This is a genomic window from Mesorhizobium sp. WSM4823 (genome assembly GCF_055811195.1).
Map to the genome: position 1 here is coordinate 126,615 of NZ_JBVVQL010000008.1, position 14,966 is coordinate 141,580.

A 14,966-nucleotide genomic window follows, 5' to 3' on the forward strand; every position below is an offset into this window, starting at 1 on the left:
CCGTTGACAAGCACGCGTCGAGCCCGCGGCAAAGCTGTTATGCGCGTCGCGAACCTTATCGCGCGGGCAGGAACTGGCCTAATCTAAAACCAACCAAAAATCGCCTGAATTCAATAGATTTGAGAGGAAAAGTCGTTGCAGCGTCAAACGCTTGGGTTCATCGGCCTCGGCCGCATGGGCGCGCCGATGGTGCGCCGCCTGATCGAGGCCGGCCACCATTTGGTCGTCTATGACACGCGGCCGGACGCGGCGAAAGAGTTGCCTGCCGAAAGCACGAAATTTGCCGCATCTCCCAAGGCGGTCGCCGATGAGGCCGACATCGTATTCTGCAGCTTGCCGACGCCTCAGGTCGTTAGGGAAGTCGTGCTGGGCGCGAATGGAATCGCGGCCGGCGCGAAGGCCAGGATCATTGTCGATGTGTCCACCACCGGACCGAGCATGGCAAAGACCATCTCGGAAGCCCTGACCAGCAAGGGCATTGCGTGGGTGGACGCACCGATATCGGGTGGCATCGCAGGCGCGCGCGACGGCACGCTGGCCGTGATGGTCTCCTGCCCCAAGCAGATCTACGAGGAAATCGAACCTGTCCTGGCCAACTTTGGTCGCAGGTTCTATTGCGGAGAAACGCCGGGAAGCGCTCAGGTTGCAAAGCTCGGCAACAACATGATCGCCGCCGGCGTCATTCTGCTGTCGGCAGAGGCGCTCGCAATGGGTGTCAAGGCCGGCTTGGATCCCACGGTGATGTGCGACATCATCAATGCTTCGAGCGGGCGAAACAGCGCGACGCAGGACAAGTTCCCCCGTGCCGTCTTGCCGGGAACTTTCGATTTCGGCTTCTCCACGGCGCTGTCGTACAAGGACGTGCGCATGTGCGTCGATGAAAGCGAGAACCTGGGCGTGCCCATGGTCGGCGGCTCCCTGGTGCGGCAGATGCTCGCCGCCACCAATGCCCGCTTCGGGCCGGATTCGGATTTCACCTCGATGGTCCGCATCGTCGAGGAATGGGCCGGCGTGGAGATACGCGCCTAGGCTTGCCTTGTGGAGAGCAGCATATGACCACGCGCTCGATGGAACTGGCAGACGCCTTGGCGAACCTTGCTGCGCCGGTTTTCAGTCCTGCTGTCGTGATCAAGGCCAAGCTGTGCCTGCTCGATTTTCTCGGCTGTGCGTTTGAGACTTCGGCATTGGAGCCCAGCCGACAGGCGGTCGCCGCCGTGGCGGCAGCGCCCGGCGGCCATATGATTGGCGAAAGCGCGACGGCGACACAAGCGGATGCCGCCTTTGTCAACGCCGTGAAGGGCCACGGCCTCGTCAGGGAAGACATGCATGCCGCATCGGTCTGCCACCACGGCGTGGTGGTCTGGCCGCTGCTTCTCGCTTTGGCGGAGACGAAAACTGTTGCCGGCATGGACCTGATCCGGTCGGCGGTGGTCGCCTATGAGGTCGGCGGACGGCTTGGAAGGATGCTGATCGATCCGGCGATGTCGTCACTTTTCCGACCGACAGGACTGGTCGCTCCCATCGGATCGGCATGCGGCGGCGCCTGGATGCTGAAGCTCGACCGGGAGCAAATAGCCGCGGCGATTGCCCTGGCGGCGAACACCGCCTCCGGGCTGAACCAGTGGCCGCACAGCGGCGGCTCCGACATGTTCTTCCATCCGGGCTTTGCCGCGCGCAATGCCTGGATGGCGGTTCGGCTGGCCGACGCCGGAGCCTTTGGCAGTCCTGACATACTTGAAGGCCGATCGGGATACTTTGCCGCGCTGGCGCGGCGGCCGATGCCTGGCCCGATCGAACTCTTTCCCGATGGAGAGGCGGATATTCTCAATGTCTATCACAAGGCGGCGCCCGCCTGCAATTTCGCCCAGACCGCCTGCCAGACTGCATTGAAGCTTGTCGAGATGATCGGCGCCGACGCCGCGCCGGTCGAGCGCATCCGCATCAGCGTGCCCGCCGCGGCGGCCGCATATCCGGGTTGCGACCGGACAGGACCATTCGACAGAGCCCTCCAGGCGAAGATGAGCATTCCATTTGGTGTCGGGGCCGTGTTTGCGCACGGCCGGCTGTCCGAGGACATCTACAGCGATCTCGCTCATGCTGAAACGCTGCGCATGGTCGGTGCCAGCGAACTGGTTTCCAGCCCGGATCTGACCGCGCTGTTCCCTGGCCAGCAGGGTGCGGCGATTGATGTGACGCTCGGTGACGGCCGCCAGCTTTCGATGGGCCTGCCCGATGTTGTGCCCGCCACCGAGGCGGAGGTGCGCGAGCGCTTCCGGTCGGCGGCTGCAGGCATCCTTGGCGTTGCCGGGGCGGAGGCTATCGAAGAATTTGTCGACAGGCTGGACACCAAGAAGGATGCCGGCCGGCTCCTGTCGCTTTGTGCGACAGCCAAAAGGCAAACGACGCGAGTGCCCCGCCAAGAGGCCGGCAAAGCTACGCGTGCGTCCAGGCAAGCTTCGTAACCGATCCCAAAACAGGAGCAAATTTCATATGTCCAAGGATGTCTTCGAGCGTGGCCTGGCGATCCGCAAGGATGTGCTGGGCAAGGAGTTCGTCGAAAAATCGCTCTCAGCGGCAGACGACTTCAACCGCCCTATGCAGGAACTCGTGACGGAGTATTGCTGGGGTGCGGTCTGGGGGCGCGAAGACCTGTCGCGCAAGACGCGTTCGATGCTGAACCTCGCCATGCTCAGTTGCCTCAACAGGCCCCATGAGCTCAAGATGCATATCAAAGGCGCCTTGAGCAACGGTGTCAGCCGCGACGAGATCCGCGAGATCTTCTTGCAGGTGGCGATCTATGCCGGTGTGCCCGCGGGGGTGGATTCGTTCCGCATCGGACGTGAAACTTTCGCCGAGCTCGATGCTGCCAAGGCCTGACCGACATTTCCAGGAGGACGGCCTGACATGATGGATCGGCAAAGGATCGCCTTCGTCACCGGCGCTGCCAGCGGCATCGGGCGCGCGGTTTGCCTGAGCCTCCACGGCAAGGGCTGCCGAATTGTGCTGGCGGATCGCCAGGAGGGCCATCTCACCGCGCTGGCTGGCGATCTCGGCGCCAACGTCTTTCCGCTTCCCCTTGATATCACCGACGGCGCCGCCGTCGCCAACTGCCTCGACCGGCTGCCGCCGGAATTCCGCGACATCGACATACTGGTCAACAATGCCGGTCACGACATCGGCGGACGTACCCGCTTCGACGTCGGATCGGCCGACGACTGGTCGGCGATCATCGAGACCAATCTGATCGGCCTCATGCGCGTGACGCGGGCGATCCTGCCTGGAATGGTCGAACGCGGCCGTGGCGACATTGTCAACATGAGTTCCATCAGCGCGCTGCGCCTGGTGCCGGACCAAGCGCCCTACTCCGCCAGCAAAGCCGGCGTGCACATGCTGAGCGACATCATCCGCGGCGAGCTGGCGGAGACACCCATCCGCGTGATCGAGATACTGCCGGGGCTGACCCGCACCAACATCGTCAAATCCCGCCACCGCGGTGACGAGGAAGCGTCCCGAAAATACTTCGAGAAGTTCGGCATGGCGCTCGACCCCGAGGACATCGCCCGCTGCGTCTCATTCGCGCTGGATCAGCCGCCCCACGTCCAGATCGCGCAGATGTTCGTCCTGCCGACGAACAGGTGGTAGAAACCAGCCAGGCCTAAGCATTAGCGCCGCCGCGTTTCGCCGCAACTTCAGTTCTGTGACCCGCCGCTCTTGCCACCACAGGCTCAGTGGACCGCCGCATACATGATCCCGCTTTCGGTCGCCTCGGCGATATCCATCTCCTCAACGATCCGTCCCTGCCTCGCAACCAGTATCCGGTCTGACAGCGACATGATCTCAGGCAGGTAGGACGAGATCACCACCACGGCCATGCCGCTGTCGGCAAGCTCGTTGATGAAGTTGTGGATCTCCACGATGGTGCCGACGTCGACGCCGCGTGTCGGCTCATCGAGGATGACCAGCTTGGGCTTCTGGATCAGCGCCTTGGACAGAACCACCTTCTGCTGGTTGCCGCCGGAAAGTTCGATGACGCGGGCATCGGCGTCGATCGCCTTGACCCCAAGCCGCTTGGTCCATTGGGTGGCGAGTTCTCGTCCCTGGCGCGGCGCGACCGGCGTCAGCGGATTATTACCCTTGGCGAGTTGCCCAAGCTGGATGTTGCCGGCGATCGTCATGGTTTCGAAGAAGCCTTCGATCTTGCGGTCCTCGGTGACATAGACGATGCCGTCGCGCACCGCCGGTCGCGGCGTGCGGTAGCGAACCGGCCTGTCTTCGAAGCGCACCGTGCCGCCATGGAAGTAATCACGCTTCAGCACGCCGGCAACGATCTTCATCGTTTCGGTGCGTCCCGCGCCGACAAGGCCGAACATCCCGGTCACCTGCCCGGCGAACACGGAGAACGATGTGTTGCGCACGGTGTTTCCCATCGACAGGTTTTCGACGCTGAGTATCTTTCTGCCCATGGTCCGCGCCACGCGCGTCTGGCCGGAATAGAGCTCGCCGGACAGGCTGCGGCCGACCATCGCCTGCACGATCCGGTCGCGATCGAACTTGCTCGTTTCGTCGGTCACCACCACTTTGGCGTCGCGCATCACCGTGATGCGGTCCGACAGTTGCAGCGCTTCTTCGAGCGCATGACTGATGAAGATGATCGCAATGCCCTCCTCCTTGAGGCGGCGGGCAAGGTTGAAGAAGTGGAACTTCTCCTCTGGCGTCAGCGTCGCGGTCGGCTCGTCGAAGATGATGAGCCGCGCATTGTGATGAACGGCGCGCGCGATCTCGACCATCTGCTTCTTGCCGGCGCCCAGAAAGGAGACCTGCGCGGTGGGATCGACGTAGAAGTTGAGCGACAGCAGATAGCGTTGCGCCTGGATGTTCAAGCCGCGCAGCCGGTTGAACAGCTTCTCGTCGCCAAGATAGATGTTCTGCGCCACCGACATCGACGGCACCAGATTGGTTTCCTGGAAGACCATCGCTATGCCGCGGTTCAGCGCGTCTGACGGCGAGTTCAGGGTGATGGGCTGGCCGTCGAGCAGCATCTCGCCGGAGCTTGGCTGGTACACGCCGGCCAGCACTTTCATGAGCGTCGACTTTCCCGCGCCGTTCTCGCCGAGAATGGCGTGTATCTCGCCGGGACGGATCTCGAAATCCACGTTCGAGATCGCCAGAACACCGCGGAAGTCCTTGGAGACACCGCGCAATTGAATGAGCGGTGTCATCGCGCGGCGTGCCCCGCCAGTTCGTCGATCGCCACGATCTTTCCCGATCCCTTTGCACCGATCAGAAGCCGGCCATCGGCTTCGCACATTGACGTCACGCCGTGCACATCGCCATCGGCACGGCTTTGATAGTTTCGCAACATGGACATGGTCTCGTCACAGCGCACGACGAGGCCCGCCGACCAGGTCGGCGACCAAGGCTTCAGCATGTTGAGCTTCTTGCGTGCGCCGCCCTGTATGGGTTCGAGGAAACTCCTGCCGGTGACGAGAGAAGGAGCGATCCAATATTCGGGATCGATCGTCTCGATCATGCGGCTGCGGTATTCGCTCTCCTTCAGGACGAACTCGACAAGCGGATTGCGCGGCGCAAACATCGCCAGCCAGAAGCCGTCTTTCACTGCCGGCGCGATGCGCCCGGGATAGGCGGGCAGCGAGCCGAGGGCGATCTGTTGGCGTGAGCCGTCGAGGCCCATCGAAAGGACACGGTGGCGCCAAGCCTCAGAGACGAAGACGCGGTCCTTCGACACGATTATCCCGGATGGAAATGCCAGCCCCGAGGCGATTGAACCGGCACTGCGCGCGCCGAGGTCGACGCGCCAGACCGACCCCTGTGCCGTCTTCGTCATCAGATCGTGTTTCCACCGGTGCGCGGGATTGCTGGCCGATCCTACGGCGACGAACAAGGTGGACGGATCGGCGAAAGCCATCGCCGTGATGCACTCCACGTTGAGCCCTTCAGGCCTGATCAATTTCGCGGATGCGCCGCCTGGCCTCCCCACGCGGATGCCCTCGCCCTCGACGGCGACAACCAGCAGGTCACCAATCGCCGCCATGCTGGTCACCGGTTTGCCCATACTGCGCGTTCCGATGATTGAAAGCGCCTGCCCGCTCTTGGCGGCCGACGGCGCCAGCGTGTGGATCTCATGGCCGACCGAGCAGACTATCTGTTGCCCGCACAGCACCAGATTGTCGACCTCGGCGAGATCGAGCAGCAGCGGTGCGGCGTCGAGCTTCGCATTCGGCCGCAACGGGCCATCCATCGGCGGCACCGTGCTGCCTGTGAGATCGAAGCCGCGGAAATTCGCCCAGGCGCGCTTGACGGCGCCGATCATGGGCGCGGCCCCCAATAGGCATCCTGCCCGCACCAGTCGGGATCTGCGTCCGGCAGCCTGTAGCGGCCTATGCGGTTGTTCGAAACGCCGCCGAGATAGAGCCATCCCCTGTGCTCGCGCATCGAAGTGATCATGGGGTGGTTGCGGCCGCCGAGATCCCAGAGATTGTCGAGGATTTCGCCCTTCTCGTTGAATTTCACCACGCAGCCGGTGTTGATGTTCGGGTACAGCCACTGATCCGGAGCGACACGGCGAGCCATGCGCTTGCGGAAGCCGGGCATGCGCATCGCAAGATCGAGCGCCGGCCCGCGCATGCCAAGCAGCGCCAGCCAGTAGTTGCCGTCCGAGGCCCGGTTGATGTTGTCGGGATAGCCGGGCAGACTGGAAATGACACGTTCGGTCGTGCCCTTCTTGGATCCGTCGAACCAGTATCTGCTGATGGAACAGGTCCAGCTCTCCGCGAACATGAAGGACTGCCCGTCGGGACACATCGTGACACCGTTGGCGAAGACCAGCTTCGGAATCTCGGTGTGCGTTTTGCCCGTGCGCGGATCGTAACAGATCATGCGTCCGCTCGGCCGACTTTCCAGCGCGTCGGTCGCCCAGTCTTCCTGTTCGTAGCGGATCGTCGCCTCGCTGAAATAGACGCGTCCATCAGGTGCGACGTCGACGTCATCGGCAAGTCGAAGCCTGGAATCGTCGACGACCGAGGTCCAGCTTCTGTTCGTCTCATCGGTGAGCTTGGTGACGGTCTTGTCAGGCGCAACCTGGAACAGACCCATGCCGCCGATGCAGACAAGCAGGTTGCCGGTGCGGTCGAACGCCATGCCGAGCGGATGGCCGCCAATATGCGCGAACACTTCGGAGCGTTTGTGGTCGGGACCGAAGAAACGGACGATGTCGCCGTGCCTTGTGCCGCAATAGAGATTGTCGTCGCGGTCGAGGATGACATCTTCTGGCCCCTCGATCTCGCCGAGCCCTATGATCTCGACGGAGCGCAAGCGGTCGTTCAGCACATAGGGCGAGCCGGGCGCGTCAACCTTTGGCGCCGGTGGCAGGGAAAGGTAGGCAGGCGAGACATAGACCTTGGCGAGAATGCGGTGGCGGTGCTTCTGCCAGCGCATGTCGACGAAGACGGCGAACAGCAGGATCGCGCCGAGGATGGTCGAGGTGATCGGGCCGCTGATGCCGAGATTGATCAGGCCGTTGGTGAGCATCAGCACCAACAGGCTGCCGATGATCGCCTTCGCCACCGAACCCCGGCCGCCGCCGATCGCCGTTCCGCCGAGCACGGCCGCGGTAAGCGCCTGCACTTCGAGCCCGACGCCGGTGTCGGACCCTGTGCTGCCCAGCCGGGCAGCGAACAGGAAGCCGGCCAGCGCGCACATCGTGCTGGACGCGACATAGGTGAGGAACACCATGAAGCGCACGTCGATACCGGCGTTGAAAGCCGAACGCCGTGCCCCGCCCACGGCGGTGAGCCGCCAACCGGGACGCATGCGCGACAGCACGAGGTGCCAGGCAAGAGCGATCACCAGTGTGATCACCAGCGAGGTCGGAATGCCAAGCACCGTGCCTTCGCCGATGAACAGCCAGAGGTCGGACATGGAAAAGCCCACCATCATCGAGGTGGACATCTTCACGAAGACGATCTCGTAGATCGAGCGGAAGATGATCAGGCTGACCAGCGTGGTCAGGAAGGCGCGCAGGCGCAGATAGCCGACCAGGACGCCGTTGATGGCGCCGCACCCCATGCCCATGACCAGGATGCCGGCCAGGACGACCGGCACCGGCAGTTCGTAGACGTTCACGCCGATCAGCGAGAACAGCACCGCGAGCGAGAAGACGGAAGCGACCGAAAGGTCGATGCCGCCTGAAATCATCACCACCGTCAGGGCAAGCACCACGAGCCCGAATTCCGCGAACTGCCGGGCGAGGTCGGAAAGGCTCGACAGGGACAGAAAGTCCGGAATGATCGAGCCCAGCACCACGATCGTGAGCAGGAGGGCGGAGAACGGGATCGCATTGTCGATCCAACGCTTCGACAGAAGCTCCCCGATCAGATGATCGGGGAGATAACGCGAACGCAGATACGCGAAGGTGTCGCTGCTGGCCATGATGATCTCAGGTACTCGGTCGATCTATTTCAGCTGGTCCAGCTGCCAGCAGGTGCGCGGACCGATATTGTCCTTCGTCAGCAGCGTCAGCGGCGTGTAGTAGGAGGTCTTGCTCTCGCCGGCCTTGGCCGGCGCCAGCAGCGTCTGCACAATCTGCTGGTTGATCGCATTGCCCTGGAGCGGGACATCGTAGCTGATGATCAGGTCGAGCAACCCCTTCTCGATGTTGTCGCAACCGATCTTGTTGCCGCCGCCGGAGGTGACGAGATAGATGTCGTCGGCCTTCCCGGCCGCCTGGATCGCCGCGCCTGCGCCAACGTCCTGGTTGTCCCAGTTGCCGACGACACCACACAGATCCGGGTGCTGCTGCAACACCGTCTCCATGATCGCGCGCGCCTTGGCGGGATCGTACTGGGCGGCCTGCTCCGACACGACCTTGATTGACGGATCCTTGGCGAAGGTCTGCTTATAGGCATAAAGCTCGTATAGGTCCGAGGCAGCCGTAGGCTGGCCGCGGATGATGGCAACCTTGCCGGACTTGCCGGAGCCTGCTCCGCATTGCTTCACCAGCGCGTCAGCCTCGATGTAGCCGACCCGCGACCAGTCGGCGCCGACATAGGCGTCGGTTGGGACCACGGATTCGAGGTTGAGCTGCACCACTTTGATGCCGGCATCCATGGCGCGTTTCAGCAACCGTGCGTAGGACTGCACATCGGGATTATGCGCGATGATGAGATCGGGTTTTTCGGCGATCAGCGCGGTCAGAGCGCGTGTGCCCGCATCCGTGCTCCAGTTCGGATCGCGGATTTCGAGCGTGTAGCCGAGATCGGCCGCCTGCTTGCGCATGATCGCGGCCCAGCCCTCCGTCAGGTCGAAACCCATCGCCAGCGGGATGAAAACGACGCGCTTTCCCTTCAGGCCGTCATAGAAAGGGTTGCGCGACGGGTTGTCGAGGCCGTCATCGGCATGTGCGGCGCCCGCCAGCCCGAGGGCCATCAGGCCTGCCGCCAGAATGTTGCGAATCTTCATGGTTTCCTCCCGTTGATCACAAACAAGATGTGGTTCAGATGTCCCCTTGGCTCTGCTGCGAGGTCTGCTCGTCCCTGGGATTGATGAAACTGTCCACCATGATCGCCAGCAGAAGGATCAGGCTCTTGATCAGGTTCTGCGTGGTGTAGGTGATGTCGAGGATGGTCATGCCGTTGAGCAGCACGCCGACGAGCAGCGTTCCAACCAGCACATTGCGCACGCCGCCGCGACCGCCGCTCAGGCTTATGCCGCCCAGCACCACGACGAGCAGGACGTCGTAGATCATGGTCGAGTTGTAGAGGCGTGTGCTCATGCCGGACACGGCCGCCGCCATGACGACACCGGCGAGGAAGGCGATCAGCGAACTCACCACGTACTGCGAAACGATCAGCGGCCGCAGCGGCAAACCGGTGATGCGGGCGGCCAGCGGATTGTCGCCTGCCGCATAGACAAACCGGCCGAAGCGGGTGCGTAGCAAAAGCAGCGCAATCAGCGCCGCGAGCACGGCAAAGGCGATGATCGGCATCGGCAGGCCGAACAACAAACCGCGGCCGAGAAAGTCGAACCAGGCGACGCCGACCGGGGTGTTCTGCACGTCGATCTGAAACAGAAAGGCGCGCCCGGAGCCATAGGCGACAAGGCCCATGGCGAGCGTCGTGAAGATCGCCGGGATGTCGGCGTAGGCGACCAGAATGCCGCTTACCAGGCCGATGGCGAGGGCGAGCAGGACGCCATACACGAGCGCGGTGTCGAACGGCGTGCCGGTCTGCGCCATGGACAAAACCCACGACAGCGACACCACCATCGTGGCCACCATCGCGAGGTCTATTCCGCGGCCGATCACGACCAGCCCCATGCCGAGGCCGAGAATGCCGAGGATCGATACGCTGCGCACGAGCGCGATCAGGTTGCCGGCGGTCAGGAAATTGTTGAGCGTGACCGCGAACACCGCGAACATCGCAACGGCCAGCGCGAACACCACGCCCTCTTGCGACAATCGCGCCTTCCCCATTCTCCGACCTCCCAGACCGGCCGATGTCGTTCCACGGATGCGGACCTGCGCGCGATCGGCATCGAGCTGGAACGAACATCCCTTTTTTGGAGAACCCGAGACAGACCCGTTGGTGGAATATCAGTTATGCTGGCTACCGGTTCTATCGCGAAGAACAGTTGAGCGTTGGCAAATGAGGCGGTCGCAAGACCGCGTCTGGCATTGGGCGAGCGCGGCTGCTTAGGCTGGAGTCGGCGGTTTCCAGATGTGGGTGGATATAATATCCCGCAGCTCCGTGCGCACTGTCCGAAACAGAGGGCGAAAGGTCGACGACATCGGTCGCTGCGAGGAGGTTGCAAGAATCAACTTGCGGGTGATCGGCGGATCGAACGGCCAAACTTCGATGCGTCCGGCTTCGACCAGCAGATGGACCGAGGCGTAGGGTAAGACAGTGTAGCCCGCCCCCTCCTCCACCAAAAGCAGTGTCGAGGGCATCGCTTCGAGCTCCATCTCGACGCGCGGATAGATGCCGTGCTCGGCCAGGATGTTGTCGAGCAGGCGCCTCAGCCCGTGCGGGCGGCTCGGCAGGATCATCGGCAGTTCGCCAAAGACGTTGAGGCCGACCGGCCCCAGCAGCAGCACGCGCTCGCGCAAGGCCGGTCCGATCAGGAAGAGTTCGTCGTCGGCAAGCGGCTCGGTGAGAACAGAGGGATGGTTTGGCGAGTTGTAGAGCACGGCGGCGTCGATACGGCCGGCGATCAGCCATTCCAGTATGTGGCCGCTGAAGCCTTCGATCACCTGCAGCACGACATTCGGGAATTCATTCTTGATCTTCTTGACCAGAGGCACCGTCAGCACCGTGCCGACCGACGGCGGCACCCCCAGCACCAACCGGCCCTTCGGCGAGGTCTTGAGATTAGACACTGCATTCTGCGCAAGCCGCATCCGCTCAATGATCTCGTCGGCATGCGCCTTCAAAAGCACGCCGGCCTCTGTCAGCACCACCCCGCGACCGTTCCGATAGAAGAGCTCAACACCGAGTTCCTCCTCCAACCCGCGGATATGACGGGTGACCATCGGCTGCGTCACATTCAGGTCAAGTGCGGCTTTCGAGAAGCTTCCCGCTGAGCCAACGGCGATGAACACCTGTAGCTGCTTCGTGTCCAACTCTCACCCATCTGACCATCCGCTGCGGCAGAACTTCCAGGTTGAATTTCGGTAGTACCTTCTCACTTCCCGAATGGATATTTCAGACCCCGGACATTCAGGAAGACTGCATAGACCGACGTGGTCGCCGTAATGAACAACCTGTTGTTGCGCGGCCCACCGAAGGTTAGATTTGCCACCATTTCAGGCACTTGGATCTTTCCGATCAGTTCGCCATCCGGTGTATGGCACTGGACGCCGTCCCAGGCACTGATCCAGAGATTGCCCACGGCATCAATGCGGAAACCGTCCGGAATGCCCGGTGAAATCTCTGCGAACACACGGGAATTTATCAGTTTCTCGTCCTCGACGTCAAACAACCTGACGTGGTGGGGCGCGCTGCGGTCGGTGAGAAAACCGGAGTCTGAGACATAGAGCTGTTTTGCGTCAGCCGAGAAAGCAAGCCCGTTCGGCATGGAGAAATCATCGGCAACGACGGTGACCTTTCCCGATTGCGGCTCGATCCGATAGACGCGGCAGCCCGGCTGTTCCTGAAGGCTCCTGCGACCAACATAGTCGGAGATGATTCCGTAGTTCGGATCGGTAAACCAGATGCTGCCATCCGACTTCACCACCACGTCGTTCGGCGAGTTCAGCCGCTTTCCGTCGAACGCGTCGGCCAGCACCGTGACCGAGCCATCCCATTCGGTGCGCACCACCCGGCGCTCGCCCTGCATGCAGGTGACGAGCCGCCCTTCCCTGTCGCGCGTGTTGCCGTTCGGGTTGGCGATGTTGCCACGAAAGAGTGACACCGCGCCGGTCTCTTCATCCCAGCGCAGGATGCGGTCATTGGGAATGTCGCTCCACACCAGCGACCGGTGGTCGGCAAAATAGACCGGCCCCTCCGCCCAGCGATTCCCCGTATGGATGGTTTCGAGGAAAGCGACAGGATCGATCAGCTCGCCGAACCTCGCATCGATGATCTCATAGCACGACATCGACGGCCCTCATGGCTGCTTCCTCGAAGATCCTGTCCGATCAGCGCTGGACGAACGGCGCCGGAATGGAATTCCCGCTATCGATCCAGACGCTTTTTTCCTGGAGATATTCGTAGATGGCGGTCTGGCCGTTCTCCCGGCCGAAGCCCGATTGCTTGTAGCCGCCGAAGGGCGAGAGATAGCTGGTCGCACGATACATGTTGACCCAGATAATGCCGGCTTCGAGCCGTTCGGGCAAACGGATCGCGCGGCCGAGATCCTGCGTCCACAGACCGGCCGCAAGGCCGTAAATGCTGTCATTGGCGATCGCCACCGCCTCGTCCTCATCCTCGAACGGAATGATCGCGAGCACCGGTCCGAAAACCTCCTCCTGCGCGATGCGCATGGACTGCTTGACGTTGCCGAAGACCGTCGGTTCGACGAACCAGCCGTCGGCAATCGACTTGTCCTCCGGAACTTTGCCGCCCAGCAATTGCGTCGCACCCTCGCCATTGGCGATGCCGATATAGTCGAGCACCTTCTCGCGCTGCGGCAGTGTCGTGATCGGACCGACCTGGGTTTCGGGATCGAGCGGATCGCCGATTTTTGCGGTCCGTGCGAACTCGACCAGTTTTTCCGTCACCTGGTCGTAGACGGAGCGCTGCACGAGCGCGCGCGAGCCGGCGATGCAGGTCTGGCCGGTCGCTGCGAAGATGCCGGAAACGAGGCCGGGAATGGCCGCCTCCATCTTGGCGTCGGCGAAGACGATGTTGGCGGATTTGCCGCCGAGTTCGAGCGTCACCTTCTTCAGCCCGCCCGCCGCCGATTGATAGACGCGGCGGCCGGTCACGTCGCCGCCGGTGAAGGCCACTTTCGCGACGTCGGGATGCGTCACGAGGCGGTCGCCGATCTCGTTGCCGAAGCCGGTGATGATGTTGACGACGCCCTTGGGGAAACCGGCTTTTTCGAAGAGCTGGCCGAAGAACAGGGCCGAGACGGAGGAGAATTCCGACGGCTTCCAGACGATCGTGTTGCCGGCGGCAAGCGCCGGCGCCAGCTTCCAGGTTGCCAGCATCAGCGGCGAATTCCACGGGGTGATCGCGGCCACCACCCCGAGCGGCTCCTGGCGCGTGTAGTTGAACACGCCCGGCTTGTCGATCGGGATGACCCTTCCTTCGATCTTGTCGGCGAGACCGCCGAAAAAGCGGAACCATTGCGGGATGTATTTGCACTGCATCCGCATTTCATTGATCAGCTTGCCATTGTCGCGGGTTTCGAGGACGGCCAGGTTTTCGGCTTCCTCTGCGACCAGGTCGGCAAAGCGCGTCATGATCTGCCCGCGCGCGCTCGCGCTCATTGTCCGCCACTCGCCGCGGAAAGCTGCGACGGCGGCCTGAACGGCCGCGTCGACATCGGCAATCCCGGCGCGAGGAACCAGCGCCCAGGCCTTGCCGGTGAAGGGATCGAAGGATTCGAACCGATCACCCGATGCCGAAGCGACCGAGCGACCGCCTACCAGCATTGAAAGTTCTTCCGCGGCGAGCTGCGGACGCGCAATCATGCCTGGGCTTCCTGCATGGCCTCGCGGGCGAGCCGGAAGGCGTCGACCCCTGCCGGCACGCCGGCATAGATCGCCACCTGCAGCAGCACTTCGCGGATCTCGTCCTTGGTGACGCCGTTGCGAAGCGCGCCCTTTACATGCATTTTCAGCTCGTGCGGACGGTTGAGCGTAGCGAGCATGGCAAGGTTCAGCATGCTGCGCGTCTTCCTGTCGAGCGTATCGCGGCCCCATACAGCGCCCCAGCAATATTCCGTCACCAGTTCCTGCATCGGGCGATTGAAATCGTCGGCGCTGGCAAAGGATTTCTCGACGAACTCCGCGCCCAGAACCGATTTGCGGATCTCAAAACCCTTGTCGAATACGTCCTTGCCCATCTGGGTAGTCCTTTCCTGTTTGCTTGGGAGGTCAGAGGCCGGGGGTCGGCCGATATTTGCGGCCGCGCGCGATCACATGACCGAGCGAACCATTGGTCAGGTAGATCTGCGTTGCCTTGGAATCGTACTGGACATTTTCCTGTCCGGGATAGCCGATCAGCTCGCGCACGCGCGGGTTCATGTAGTAGGTGGCGATGGCAATGGTGGTGATCGCGGAGAAGGCTTCGCCGTCTTGCCTGTTGATTTTTTCCAGATGTGCCTCCGCGCCGGTGGACGGATCGGTGGCGATGGCGCGGGCAAAGCCTTCCTTGAGATCGATGCGGAAATCGAGGGATTTCTCGACATCGGCATAGGTGCAGACATCGCTGAACTTCGGCATCTTGCCATGCGCCGGGATCAGGAAATCGGCGAGCGCGAAGAAGGCGTTCTCTTTCGACATT

At 62.4% G+C, this 14,966-nt stretch carries 14 protein-coding genes; 4 read left to right on the forward strand and 10 right to left on the reverse strand.

What is annotated here, in order from left to right; genetic code table 11:
- The first annotated feature begins 135 nt into the window (after positions 1-135).
- The 4 genes from AC0L26_RS20640 to AC0L26_RS20655 are packed head-to-tail and all read left to right on the forward strand — an operon-like array spanning position 136 to position 3,642.
- Positions 136-1,029 (forward strand): NAD(P)-dependent oxidoreductase, encoded by an 894-nt coding sequence (locus AC0L26_RS20640; RefSeq protein WP_473634238.1) that lies wholly within the window; start codon positions 136-138, stop codon positions 1,027-1,029.
- 23 nt (positions 1,030-1,052) lie between these two features.
- Positions 1,053-2,462 (forward strand): MmgE/PrpD family protein, encoded by a 1,410-nt coding sequence (locus tag AC0L26_RS20645; RefSeq protein ID WP_473634239.1) that lies wholly within the window; start codon positions 1,053-1,055, stop codon positions 2,460-2,462.
- A gap of 28 nt (positions 2,463-2,490) precedes the next feature.
- On the forward strand, positions 2,491-2,877 hold the full coding sequence (locus AC0L26_RS20650) for a carboxymuconolactone decarboxylase family protein (RefSeq protein ID WP_473634240.1): 387 nt from the start codon (positions 2,491-2,493) through the stop codon (positions 2,875-2,877).
- A 27-nt stretch (positions 2,878-2,904) separates the two neighbouring features.
- Positions 2,905-3,642, forward strand: coding sequence for an SDR family oxidoreductase (locus AC0L26_RS20655; protein WP_473634241.1), 738 nt, complete (start codon positions 2,905-2,907; stop codon positions 3,640-3,642).
- Positions 3,643-3,725: 83 nt separating this feature from the next.
- Here AC0L26_RS20655 and AC0L26_RS20660 read toward each other — a convergent pair whose 3' ends face one another.
- From AC0L26_RS20660 to AC0L26_RS20705, 10 genes are all read right to left on the reverse strand, one after another.
- Entirely contained in the window at positions 3,726-5,219 is a 1,494-nt protein-coding gene (locus AC0L26_RS20660) for a sugar ABC transporter ATP-binding protein (RefSeq protein WP_473634242.1), read from the reverse strand.
- Positions 5,216-6,331 (reverse strand): NHL repeat-containing protein, encoded by a 1,116-nt coding sequence (locus AC0L26_RS20665; RefSeq protein ID WP_473634243.1) that lies wholly within the window; start codon positions 6,329-6,331, stop codon positions 5,216-5,218. Before AC0L26_RS20665 ends, AC0L26_RS20660 begins: the two co-directional genes overlap by 4 nt.
- Positions 6,328-8,448 carry an ABC transporter permease gene (locus AC0L26_RS20670; protein WP_473634244.1) on the reverse strand — a complete coding sequence of 707 codons (2,121 nt, stop codon included), beginning with the start codon at positions 8,446-8,448 and terminating at the stop codon, positions 6,328-6,330. The genes AC0L26_RS20665 and AC0L26_RS20670 overlap by 4 nt, the downstream gene beginning before the upstream one ends.
- Before the next feature lie 24 nt (positions 8,449-8,472).
- Complete coding sequence (locus tag AC0L26_RS20675) at positions 8,473-9,477, reverse strand: sugar ABC transporter substrate-binding protein (protein ID WP_473634245.1); 1,005 nt, start codon at positions 9,475-9,477, stop codon at positions 8,473-8,475.
- Between the two features lie 34 nt (positions 9,478-9,511).
- On the reverse strand, positions 9,512-10,489 hold the full coding sequence (locus tag AC0L26_RS20680) for an ABC transporter permease (protein ID WP_354491722.1): 978 nt from the start codon (positions 10,487-10,489) through the stop codon (positions 9,512-9,514).
- Between the two features lie 219 nt (positions 10,490-10,708).
- Positions 10,709-11,635, reverse strand: coding sequence for a LysR family transcriptional regulator (locus tag AC0L26_RS20685; RefSeq protein WP_473634246.1), 927 nt, complete (start codon positions 11,633-11,635; stop codon positions 10,709-10,711).
- Positions 11,636-11,697: 62 nt separating this feature from the next.
- Entirely contained in the window at positions 11,698-12,612 is a 915-nt protein-coding gene (locus AC0L26_RS20690; protein ID WP_473634247.1) for an SMP-30/gluconolactonase/LRE family protein, read from the reverse strand.
- A gap of 40 nt (positions 12,613-12,652) precedes the next feature.
- Positions 12,653-14,152 carry an aldehyde dehydrogenase gene (locus AC0L26_RS20695; RefSeq protein ID WP_473634248.1) on the reverse strand — a complete coding sequence of 500 codons (1,500 nt, stop codon included), beginning with the start codon at positions 14,150-14,152 and terminating at the stop codon, positions 12,653-12,655.
- Positions 14,149-14,526 carry a carboxymuconolactone decarboxylase family protein gene (locus tag AC0L26_RS20700; RefSeq protein ID WP_473634249.1) on the reverse strand — a complete coding sequence of 126 codons (378 nt, stop codon included), beginning with the start codon at positions 14,524-14,526 and terminating at the stop codon, positions 14,149-14,151. The genes AC0L26_RS20695 and AC0L26_RS20700 overlap by 4 nt, the downstream gene beginning before the upstream one ends.
- Positions 14,527-14,557: 31 nt before the next feature.
- Positions 14,558-14,965 (reverse strand): hypothetical protein, encoded by a 408-nt coding sequence (locus tag AC0L26_RS20705; protein ID WP_352929780.1) that lies wholly within the window; start codon positions 14,963-14,965, stop codon positions 14,558-14,560.
- Position 14,966 lies beyond the last annotated feature (1 nt).

Excerpts from the sequence above, each read along its gene's own strand:
- AC0L26_RS20645 (WP_473634239.1), top strand. The coding sequence starts at position 1,053 with ATGACCACGCGCTCGATGGAACTGGCAGACGCCTTGGCGAACCTTGCT.
- AC0L26_RS20650 (WP_473634240.1), top strand. The coding sequence starts at position 2,491 with ATGTCCAAGGATGTCTTCGAGCGTGGCCTGGCGATCCGCAAGGATGTG.
- AC0L26_RS20655 (WP_473634241.1), top strand. The coding sequence starts at position 2,905 with ATGATGGATCGGCAAAGGATCGCCTTCGTCACCGGCGCTGCCAGCGGC.
- AC0L26_RS20660 (WP_473634242.1), bottom strand. The coding sequence starts at position 5,219 with ATGACACCGCTCATTCAATTGCGCGGTGTCTCCAAGGACTTCCGCGGT.
- AC0L26_RS20665 (WP_473634243.1), bottom strand. The coding sequence starts at position 6,331 with ATGATCGGCGCCGTCAAGCGCGCCTGGGCGAATTTCCGCGGCTTCGAT.
- AC0L26_RS20670 (WP_473634244.1), bottom strand. The coding sequence starts at position 8,448 with ATGGCCAGCAGCGACACCTTCGCGTATCTGCGTTCGCGTTATCTCCCC.
- AC0L26_RS20675 (WP_473634245.1), bottom strand. The coding sequence starts at position 9,477 with ATGAAGATTCGCAACATTCTGGCGGCAGGCCTGATGGCCCTCGGGCTG.
- AC0L26_RS20680 (WP_354491722.1), bottom strand. The coding sequence starts at position 10,489 with ATGGGGAAGGCGCGATTGTCGCAAGAGGGCGTGGTGTTCGCGCTGGCC.
- AC0L26_RS20690 (WP_473634247.1), bottom strand. The coding sequence starts at position 12,612 with ATGTCGTGCTATGAGATCATCGATGCGAGGTTCGGCGAGCTGATCGAT.
- AC0L26_RS20695 (WP_473634248.1), bottom strand. The coding sequence starts at position 14,152 with ATGATTGCGCGTCCGCAGCTCGCCGCGGAAGAACTTTCAATGCTGGTA.
- AC0L26_RS20700 (WP_473634249.1), bottom strand. The coding sequence starts at position 14,526 with ATGGGCAAGGACGTATTCGACAAGGGTTTTGAGATCCGCAAATCGGTT.
- AC0L26_RS20705 (WP_352929780.1), bottom strand. The coding sequence starts at position 14,965 with ATGTCGAAAGAGAACGCCTTCTTCGCGCTCGCCGATTTCCTGATCCCG.